Here is a 9,352-nt window from a genome sequence, read left to right on the forward strand (position 1 = left end):
CTCGCCCCCCCTCCCCCGCCGCCTCCCTGAGCCCCCCCCCCCCCCCCCCCCCCCCCCCCCCCCCCCCACTACAGTGCATTGCTGGTAATGCCCCTGCCGAGCATGGCTCGGCACTACAGGTGCATTTTCTCTGCTGAATTTGATCCAGATCAGTCGCCTACGGTGCGCATTGCCGCCAACAAGGGGACAATGGAGGCCTGCGCGCCATCCGCGCCCCTGTTCGACCTCCGTTGCAAAGGATTTCCCCCATGGCTGCACGCAAGCAAAAGACCTATCCGATTGAAGTCCAGGCCAAGCCCGGCCTGCCGCTGGGCATGAGCCCGGCTACCTTCCTGCGCGATTACTGGCAGAAGCGCCCGCTGTTGATCCGCGCCGCCTTCCCGGACTTCGAAACCCCGGTAATGCCTGAAGACCTCGCCGGCCTGGCCTGTGAAGAAGGCGCGCTGGCGCGCATCGTCAGCCATGACCGCGCCACCGATGGCTGGGAACTGCGTACCGGCCCGTTCCAGGAAGAAGACTTCCCCGGCATGCCCGACCACGACTGGACCCTGCTGGTGCAGGACGTGGACAAGTGGGACCCGGAAGTGCGCGCCCTGACCTCCTACTTCAACTTCCTGCCGCGCTGGCGCATGGACGACGTGATGATCAGCTTTGCCGCCACCGGCGGTTCGGTTGGCGCCCATGTCGACCAGTACGACGTGTTCCTGCTGCAGGCCCATGGCCAGCGCCGCTGGCAGATCGACGCCAGCGAGTCGACCAAGGGCAAGCGCCCGTCGCTTGAGTTCCGCCCCGACGTCGAGCTGAAGCTGCTGAAGAAGTTCAAGGCGACCCACGATTGGGTGCTGGGCCCGGGCGACATGCTGTACCTGCCGCCGAACGTGCCGCACAACGGCGTTGCGGTGAACCCCTGCCTGACCTTCTCGTTCGGCATGCGTGCACCGTCTTCGGCTGAGCTGATCAGCGACTACTTGGACGATCTGGTCGCCGATGCCGACGAATCCATCCGCTTCCAGGACCCGGACCTGAAGCTGCCGGAAGACCCGAACGAGATCGATGCCGCCGCGATGAAGCGTGTGGTCGCCGCGCTCAATGCGCTGCGCATGAACGATCCGGATCGCCTCGGCAACTGGTTCGGCCGCTTCATCACCACCTACCGCGCCGCTGGCGACATCCTGCCCTCGCAGGCACCGCCGTCGCCGGAAGAAGTGACCGCTGAGCTGGAAAACGGCGGCGTACTTGAGCGTCACCCGTGGGCCCGCCTGGCTTGGCGCCGCGCCACCCGTGGCGCTTCGCTGTACTGCTCCGGCCTGGCCTTCCAGCTGTCGATCAAGGACGCGCAGACCCTGGCCGGCACCGAACAGATCGATATCGCCCTGTTCAACAAGCTCGGCAACAAGGGCCGTGATGCGCTGATGGAACTGATCGTCGGCGGCCATTACCAGCTGCTGGACGTGGAAACCATTGCCGCCATGCTCGCCGAGCAGGACGCGCTGGAAGCCATGGAAGACGTGGCCGAGGAAGATTTCGACGACGAAGCCGATGCCCCGGAAGTCGAGATCGAAGTCATCGAGTACAGCGAGGCCGGTGAAGGCGAGCCGTCCGTTGCCAGCATCGAGACCGTCCTGGTCAACGAGGAAGGCGTCGAAGTCGTGGTGATCTGCGACGACGGCGAGGAAGAAGACGAAGACGACGCGGAAACCCCGTCGGCATGAGTCAAACCGCGATCTTCCACGTAGAGATCGCCGACTACGCCGTGCAGCAGACCCTGCTGCACGACGTACGTCATACCGTATTTGTCAGCGAGCAGAATGTCCCGGCCGAGCTGGAGATAGACGACCTGGACCCGCTCAGCGACCACGCGCTGGCGCTGGATGAGCACGGCCAGGCCATCGGCGCTGCCCGCCTCACCCCGGATCAGCGCATCGGCCGGATGGCGGTGCTTGCTGCCTGGCGCGGCAAAGGTGTTGGCCAGGCCCTGCTGAATGCGCTGTTGGCCGCCGCCCGCGAGCGCGGCTGGGGCGAAGTCAGCCTGCATGCCCAACTGCATGCCCGCGACTTCTACGCCTGCAATGGCTTCTTGCCGGAAGGCGTGGAATTTGAAGAAGCCGGCATCGGCCACCAGACCATGCGCCGGCGTTTGGACGGGGCAATGCGGGTACAGGACCCGGATCAGGCACGCGCCGCCATGGCTGCGGTGATCTACGCCGCACGCCGTCATCTGCACCTGCAGCTGCGCGGCAACGACGCCCTGCTCGGCCAGCCGCTGATCCTGGACGCGCTGCGCCGTTTTGCCACCGCCCGCCACGACAAGCAGGTGCAGGTGCTGCTGCACGAAGCCGACCTGCCCGCACTGCCCGCAGCCTTCATCGCCCTGGCGCAGCGCCTGCCCAGTGTGTTCCAGCTACGCGAGCCGGTAGACCCGGTGGACTGCGAGGTCAGCTCGGCCGCCATCAGCAACGATCAGGGCGACTGCTACTTTCGTCCAATGGGCGCCCGCGTCGAAGGCGAACTGTCGCTGGACAGCCCCGCCCGCGCGCAGCAGCAGGAAGCGCTGTTCAAGCGTATCTGGGAGCGTTCACGCGATTGCAACGGGCTTCGCGTACTAGGTGTCTGAGCACTGACTGGGGCAGGACAAGCCGCAGTCAGGTATTAATGCACGGGACAGTGTAGATGCCCCTTCCTGTCCAGTGAGGGGTATAATTTCGTGGTTAGAACACGCCCGCGCGGGACGCTGTAGCAGGTCCGCCGGTTCCCAGAACTACCCCACAAGTGAATCCGACTCTCCATCGTGGACAATCTACTGAAGCAGTTTGCGCAATCATCGCAGCTCGCCGGCGGCAACGCCTCCTATGTCGAGGACCTGTACGAACAGTACCTCGTCTCCCCGGACAGTGTGGACCCCAAGTGGAAGTCCTACTTTGACGGCTTCAAAGGCCGCGAAGCTGGCGATGTGCCGCACTCTGCCGCCATCGCACACATCACCGAAGCCGCAAAGAACGCTGGCAAGGTCGGTGGCAACGCCGGTTCCGGCGACGAGCGCGAGCGCAACGTCGGCCGTCTGATCACCGCCTACCGTTCGCGCGGCCACCTCGGCGCGAATCTCGATCCGCTCGGCCTGACCCCGCCGGTCAACCCGCCGGACCTGGGCCTGCCCTTCCACCACCTCAGCGATGCCGACCTCAACGACGAGTTCAGCACCGGCGGTGTTGGCGGCCAGCCGCGGATGAAGCTGCGTGATCTGCTTGCGCGCCTGAAGGCGACCTATGCCGGCTCGATCGGCGCAGAGTTCATGTATATCGCCGAAGTCGAGCAGCGCCAGTGGCTCTACCAGCGCCTCGAAACCGCCGGTGGCAACTACAACCTGGATGCCGACACCAAGCGTCGCACCCTGGAGCGCCTGACCGCCGCCGAAGGCCTCGAGCGTTACCTGCACACCAAGTACGTCGGCCAGAAGCGCTTCTCGCTGGAAGGCGGCGACTCGCTGATCCCGATGATGGACACCATCATCCGAGACGCCGGCAAGGAAGGCGTCAAGGACGTGATCATCGGCATGGCCCACCGCGGCCGTCTGAACGTGCTGGTCAACACCCTCGGCAAGAACCCGCGCAAGCTGTTCGACGAGTTCGAAGGCAAGTTCGAGCACGACGACCGCGCCGTTGCCGGTGACGTGAAGTACCACATGGGCTTCTCGGCCGACGTCGCCAGCGATGGCGGCCCGGTGCACCTGGCCCTGGCGTTCAACCCGTCACACCTGGAAATCGCCGATCCGGTGGTTGTTGGCTCGGTGCGCTCGCGCCAGGAACGCCGCAACGACATCGCGCGCAAGCAGGTGATGCCGGTCCTGATCCACGGCGACGCTGCATTCGCCGGCCAGGGCGTGGTGATGGAGCTGTTCCAGATGTCGCAGGCCCGCGGTTTCGCGGTCGGCGGCACCGTGCACATCGTCATCAACAACCAGGTGGGCTTCACCACCTCCAACCGCGACGACTCGCGCTCGACCCTGTACTGCACCGACATCGCCAAGATGGTGGCCGCACCGGTCCTGCACGTGAACGGCGACGATCCCGAAGCCGTGGTGTTCGCGGCCAAGCTGGCTTATGACTTCCGCCAGCAGTTCAACAAGGACGTCGTGATCGACCTGGTCTGCTACCGCCGTTGGGGTCACAACGAAGCCGACGAACCGGCGATCACCCAGCCGCTGATGTACCAGGTGATCCGTAAGCACAAGACCACCCGCGAGCTCTACGCAGAGCAGCTGGAAGCCGCAGGCGTCATCGCTGCCGGCGCCGGCAAGGACATGGTCGACGCTTACCGCAACAAGCTGGACTCCGGTGAAGTCACCACCGAGCTGGCCAAGGTCGAAAAGACCCCGGCCACCAGCAAGATGTACGTGGATTGGTCGAAGTACCTGTCGGGCAAGCTGTCCGACCCGGTCAGCACCAAGGTCGACATGGGCAAGCTGACCCAGCTGGCCACCATGATCAACACCATTCCGGAAGGCGTGGAAGTGCATTCGCGCGTTGCCAAGGTGTACGACGACCGTCGCAAGATGGCCGCCGGTGAAATCCTCGGCGACTGGGGCTTTGCCGAAAACCTGGCCTACGCAACGCTGCTGGACGAAGGCAACGCACTGCGCCTGGTCGGCCAGGACGTGGGCCGCGGCACCTTCACCCACCGCCACGCGATCCTGCACGACCAGAAGACCGACAACTACTACCTGCCGCTGCGTCAGCTGGTTGAGTCGCCGGAACAGGCCACCATCATCGATTCGCTGCTCAGCGAAGAAGCTGTGATGGCGTTCGAGTACGGCTTCTCCACCACGGATCCGAACACGCTGTGCATCTGGGAAGGCCAGTTCGGCGACTTCGCCAACGGCGCCCAGGTCGTGATCGATCAGTTCATCGCCTCCGGCGAAGCAAAGTGGGGCCGTATCTCCGGCCTGACCCTGCTGCTGCCACACGGTTATGAAGGTCAGGGTCCGGAACACAGCTCGGCGCGCCTTGAGCGCTTCCTGCAGCTGTGCGCGCTGGAAAACATGCTGGTCTGCGTGCCGTCGACCCCGGCGCAGGCATTCCACATGCTGCGTCGCCAGATGCGCATGGCTACCCGCAAGCCGCTGGTTGTCATGTCGCCCAAGTCGCTGCTGCGTCACAAGCTGGCCGTGTCCAGCCTGGACGAAATGGCCAATGGCGAGTTCCAGCACCTGATCGGCGACGCCACCGCGGACGTCAAGAAGGTCAAGCGCGTCGTCGTGTGTTCGGGCAAGGTCTATTACGACCTGCTGGAAGACGTGACCAAGCGCGGCCAGGACGACGTGGCACTGGTTCGCGTTGAACAGCTCTACCCGTTCCCGCGCCCGGCGCTGGCCGCCGAACTGAAGAAGTACGGCAAGGCAACCGACGTCGTGTGGTGCCAGGAAGAGCCGATGAACCAGGGTGCGTGGTACCAGATCAAGCACCACCTGCAGGCATGCGTGGCCGATGGCCAGGCCCTGCACTATGCCGGTCGTCCGCGTTCTCCGTCGCCTGCTGTTGGCCACATGTCCGATCACCTGCGCGAACTCGCACAGCTGCTCGCCGACGCGCTGGTCAACAAGATCGACGACAACTACGCCGAATAAGCCCCCTTTTCCACAAGAAAAACGAAACCAGGAAATCAGCCAAATGGCCACCGAAGTCAAAGTACCGGTACTGCCCGAATCCGTCTCCGACGCCACCATCGCCACCTGGCACAAGAAGGTGGGTGATGCGGTCAAGCGTGATGAGAACCTGCTCGACCTGGAAACCGACAAGGTCGTGTTGGAAGTACCGGCGCCGGTTGATGGCGTGCTGAAGGAAATCAAGTTCCAGGAAGGCGATACCGTCACCTCGAGCCAGCTGCTGGCGATCATCGAGGAAGGCGCAGTTGCTGCTGCCGCCCCGGCCGCTGCTGCTGAAGCACCGAAGGCTGCTGCCCCGGCCGCCGCCGCTCCGGCCGCTGCCGCTGCACCGGCCCCGGCTGCCAAGTCGGCTGCCGACGGCCTGCCCCCGGGCGCCCGCTTCTCGGCAATTACCGAGGGCGTGAACCCGGCTGACGTGTCCGGCACCGGCCGTCATGGCGCAGTGACCAAGGAAGACATCGTCAACTTCGCCCGCAACGGCGGCGTCGGCAAGGCCGGCGGTGCACGTCCGGAAGAACGCGTACCGATGACCCGCATGCGCAAGCGCATTGCCGAGCGTCTGATGCAGTCGAAGAACTCGACCGCCATGCTGACCACCTTCAACGAAGTCAACCTGTCCAAGGTCTCGGCTGCGCGCAAGGAACTGCAGGAAGAGTTCGTCAAGGCCCACGGCATCAAGCTCGGCTTCATGAGCTTCTTCGTCAAGGCTGCCGCCAACGCACTGCAGCGCTTCCCGCTGGTCAATGCTTCGATCGATGGTGACGACATCATCTATCACGGCTACTCCGACATCTCGATCGCCGTGTCGACCGAGAAGGGTCTGGTGACCCCGGTGCTGCGCAACGTCGAGCGCATGTCGTTCGCCGACATCGAAAAGGCAATCGCCGACTACGCCAAGAAGGCCCGTGACGGCAAGCTGTCGCTGGAAGAACTGCAGGGCGGCACCTTCACCGTGACCAACGGTGGCACCTTCGGCTCGCTGATGTCGACCCCGATCGTCAACCCGCCGCAGAGCGCCATCCTCGGCATGCACGCCATCAAGGACCGTCCGATCGCCGAAAACGGCCAGGTCGTGATCGCCCCGATGATGTACCTGGCCATGTCCTATGACCACCGCATCATCGACGGCAAGGATTCGGTGCAGTTCCTGGTGGACATCAAGAACCAGCTGGAAAACCCGGGCCGCATGCTGTTCGGTCTGTAATTGCTCTGAGCCCCTCTCCCGCTCGCGGGAGAGGGGTTGGGGTGAGGGCAAGCCTCACCCGCACCCTCATCCGGCGCTACGCGCCACCTTCTCCCGGCGGGAGAAGGGACCGGCAACAAGGAATCTCAAATGGCTGAACAATTCGACGTCGTCGTCATCGGTGCTGGTCCGGCCGGCTACCACGCTGCCATCCGCGCCGCACAGCTGGGCCTGAAGACCGCCTGCATCGATGCAGCGCTGGGCAAGGACGGCAAGCCTGCCCTGGGCGGCACCTGCCTGCGCGTGGGCTGCATCCCGTCCAAGGCGCTGCTGGACTCCTCGCGCCAGTACTGGAACATGGGCCACATCTTCGATCAGCACGGCATCAGCTTCAACGACGCCAAGATCGACGTGAACAAGATGGTCGGCCGCAAGGACGCCATCGTGAAACAGTTCACCGGCGGCATCGCCCAGTTGTTCAAGGCCAACAAGGTTGCCACCTACTACGGCTTCGGCCAGCTGCAGGCCGGCAACGTGGTCAAGGTCAAGCAGCACGACGGCTCGGAAGTCGAGCTCAAGGGCACCAACGTCATCATCGCCGCCGGTTCGGATTCGATCGAACTGCCGTTCGCCAAGTTTGACGGCAAGCACATCGTCGACAACGTCGGCGCGCTGGACTTCACCGAAGTGCCGAAGCGCCTGGCCGTTATCGGCGCCGGCGTGATCGGCCTGGAACTGGGCAGCGTGTGGAAGCGCCTGGGTTCGGACGTCACCATCCTGGAAGCACTGCCGGAGTTCCTGGCTGCTGCCGATGCTGAAGTCGCCAAGGTTGCCGCCAAGGAATTCAAGAAGCAGGGCCTGAACATCCTGCTCAACGCCAAGGTCTCCAAGACCGAGATCAAGGGCGAAGAAGTCATCGTCAGCTACACCGATGCCGAAGGCGAGAAGAGCCTGACCGTCGACAAGCTGCTGGTGGCCGTTGGCCGTCGCGCTGCCAGCAAGGGCCTGTTGGCCGATGGCACCGGCGTGCAGATCAACGAGCGCGGCCAGATCGTGGTCGACGACCATTGCCACACCGGCGTCGATGGCGTCTGGGCGGTGGGTGACTGCGTGCGCGGCCCGATGCTGGCCCACAAGGGCTTTGAAGAAGGCGTCGCCGTGGCTGAACTGATCGCTGGCCTGCCGGGCCACGTCAACTTCGACACCATCCCGTGGGTCATCTACACCGAGCCGGAACTGGCATGGGTCGGCAAGACCGAAGCCCAGCTCAAGGCCGAGGGCATCCCGTACAAGGCCGGCAGCTTCCCGTTCGCCGCCAACGGCCGCGCCGTCGCCATGGTGGAGCCGGCTGGCTTCGTCAAGGTGCTGGCACACGCCGAAACCGACCGCGTGCTGGGTATGCACCTGGTTGGCGCCAATGTCTCCGAGCTGGTGCACGAAGGTGTGCTGACCATGGAGTTCAACGGCTCGTCCGATGACCTGGCCCGCATCTGCCACGCCCACCCGTCGCTGTCCGAAGCAGTACACGACGCGGCAATGGCGGTCAGCAAGCGCGCCATCCACAAGGTCAACTAAGCTCCACGACCTTGTGACCTGAAGGCTCCGCTCCGGCGGAGCCTTCTTGCTTTTGTAGTCCCTGGTCTGCATGCGCATTCATCGGCAGCAGGACGACCACCTCTTCCCATCCATCAGGAACAACACATGAAGTCCATCTGCGTCTATTGCGGCTCCAACCCCGGCGCCAAGCCCATCTACGTCGAACGCGCCACCGAACTGGGCACGCGCATCGCCAACGAAGGCCTGCGCCTGGTCTATGGCGGCGGCCGTACCGGTCTGATGGGCGCGGTGGCAGATGGCGTGCTAGCAGCAGGTGGCGAAGTCACCGGCGTGATCCCGCAGCATCTGGTGGACATGGAAGTCGCGCACAAGGGCGTGACCTCGCTGGAAATCGTCAGCTCCATGCATGAGCGCAAGTCGCGCATGTTCGATCTGTCCGACGCCTTCGTCGCCCTGCCCGGCGGCTTCGGCACCGCCGAGGAAATCTTCGAAATGCTGACCTGGCGCCAGCTGGGCATTGGCCACAAGCCCTGCGCCTTCCTCGATATCGATGGCTTCTACCAGCCGCTGATCGGCATGATCGACACCATGGTCAGCGAGCGCTTCCTGCACCCGGAACAGCGCGAAGACCTGTGGTACGGCGACGACGCCACGCAGATGCTGGAATGGATGCGCAACTACTCCCCGGCGCAGGCCGACAAGTGGTTCGACGAGAAGAAGCGCAACGCGCTGCGTTGAGGCCACCAGCGGTCTTTTTTGTAGGAGCGGCGTAAGCCGCGACGCTCGTAGACCACGCAGCTCGATGGCATCCAGAGCCTACAACGGAAGCATTTGCGGCTTCGGGGGGGGGGGGGCCCCGCCCAAAAAAAAACAAAGCGGCGTGGTTGGGGGGGGGGTGGGCCCCGGCCCGGAGGGGAAACAGGGGCGGGGCCACAACAAACACACAAACAACA

Annotated in this window: 6 protein-coding genes; all 6 read left to right on the forward strand. The window is 64.2% G+C overall.

The window, feature by feature from the left end:
- The first annotated feature begins 248 nt into the window (after window positions 1-248).
- The 6 genes from ACVOLR_RS19365 to ACVOLR_RS19390 all read left to right on the forward strand — a co-directional run bounded on the left by ACVOLR_RS19365 (window position 249) and on the right by ACVOLR_RS19390 (window position 9,137).
- Window positions 249-1,712 carry a ribosomal protein uL16 3-hydroxylase gene (locus ACVOLR_RS19365; protein ID WP_481537886.1) on the forward strand — a complete coding sequence of 488 codons (1,464 nt, stop codon included), beginning with the start codon at window positions 249-251 and terminating at the stop codon, window positions 1,710-1,712.
- An 11-nt stretch (window positions 1,713-1,723) separates the two neighbouring features.
- A complete protein-coding gene (locus tag ACVOLR_RS19370; protein ID WP_481537889.1) occupies window positions 1,724-2,614 on the forward strand; it encodes a GNAT family N-acetyltransferase in 891 nt (296 codons plus the stop codon).
- Between the two features lie 174 nt (window positions 2,615-2,788).
- Window positions 2,789-5,620: a 2-oxoglutarate dehydrogenase E1 component gene (locus ACVOLR_RS19375; RefSeq protein WP_481537887.1), complete on the forward strand. Its 2,832-nt coding sequence runs from the start codon at window positions 2,789-2,791 to the stop codon at window positions 5,618-5,620.
- 43 nt (window positions 5,621-5,663) lie between these two features.
- Window positions 5,664-6,863: a dihydrolipoyllysine-residue succinyltransferase gene (sucB, locus tag ACVOLR_RS19380; protein ID WP_481517708.1), complete on the forward strand. Its 1,200-nt coding sequence runs from the start codon at window positions 5,664-5,666 to the stop codon at window positions 6,861-6,863.
- Window positions 6,864-6,992: 129 nt separating this feature from the next.
- Window positions 6,993-8,417, forward strand: a complete 1,425-nt coding sequence (lpdA, locus tag ACVOLR_RS19385; RefSeq protein WP_481537888.1) for a dihydrolipoyl dehydrogenase — start codon at window positions 6,993-6,995, stop codon at window positions 8,415-8,417.
- A 126-nt stretch (window positions 8,418-8,543) separates the two neighbouring features.
- Window positions 8,544-9,137: an LOG family protein gene (locus ACVOLR_RS19390; RefSeq protein ID WP_481530296.1), complete on the forward strand. Its 594-nt coding sequence runs from the start codon at window positions 8,544-8,546 to the stop codon at window positions 9,135-9,137.
- Window positions 9,138-9,352 lie beyond the last annotated feature (215 nt).

Source organism: Stenotrophomonas sp. STEN030 (assembly GCF_056759995.1).

Excerpts from the sequence above, each read along its gene's own strand:
- ACVOLR_RS19365 (WP_481537886.1), top strand. The coding sequence starts at position 249 with ATGGCTGCACGCAAGCAAAAGACCTATCCGATTGAAGTCCAGGCCAAG.
- sucB (WP_481517708.1), top strand. The coding sequence starts at position 5,664 with ATGGCCACCGAAGTCAAAGTACCGGTACTGCCCGAATCCGTCTCCGAC.
- lpdA (WP_481537888.1), top strand. The coding sequence starts at position 6,993 with ATGGCTGAACAATTCGACGTCGTCGTCATCGGTGCTGGTCCGGCCGGC.
- ACVOLR_RS19390 (WP_481530296.1), top strand. The coding sequence starts at position 8,544 with ATGAAGTCCATCTGCGTCTATTGCGGCTCCAACCCCGGCGCCAAGCCC.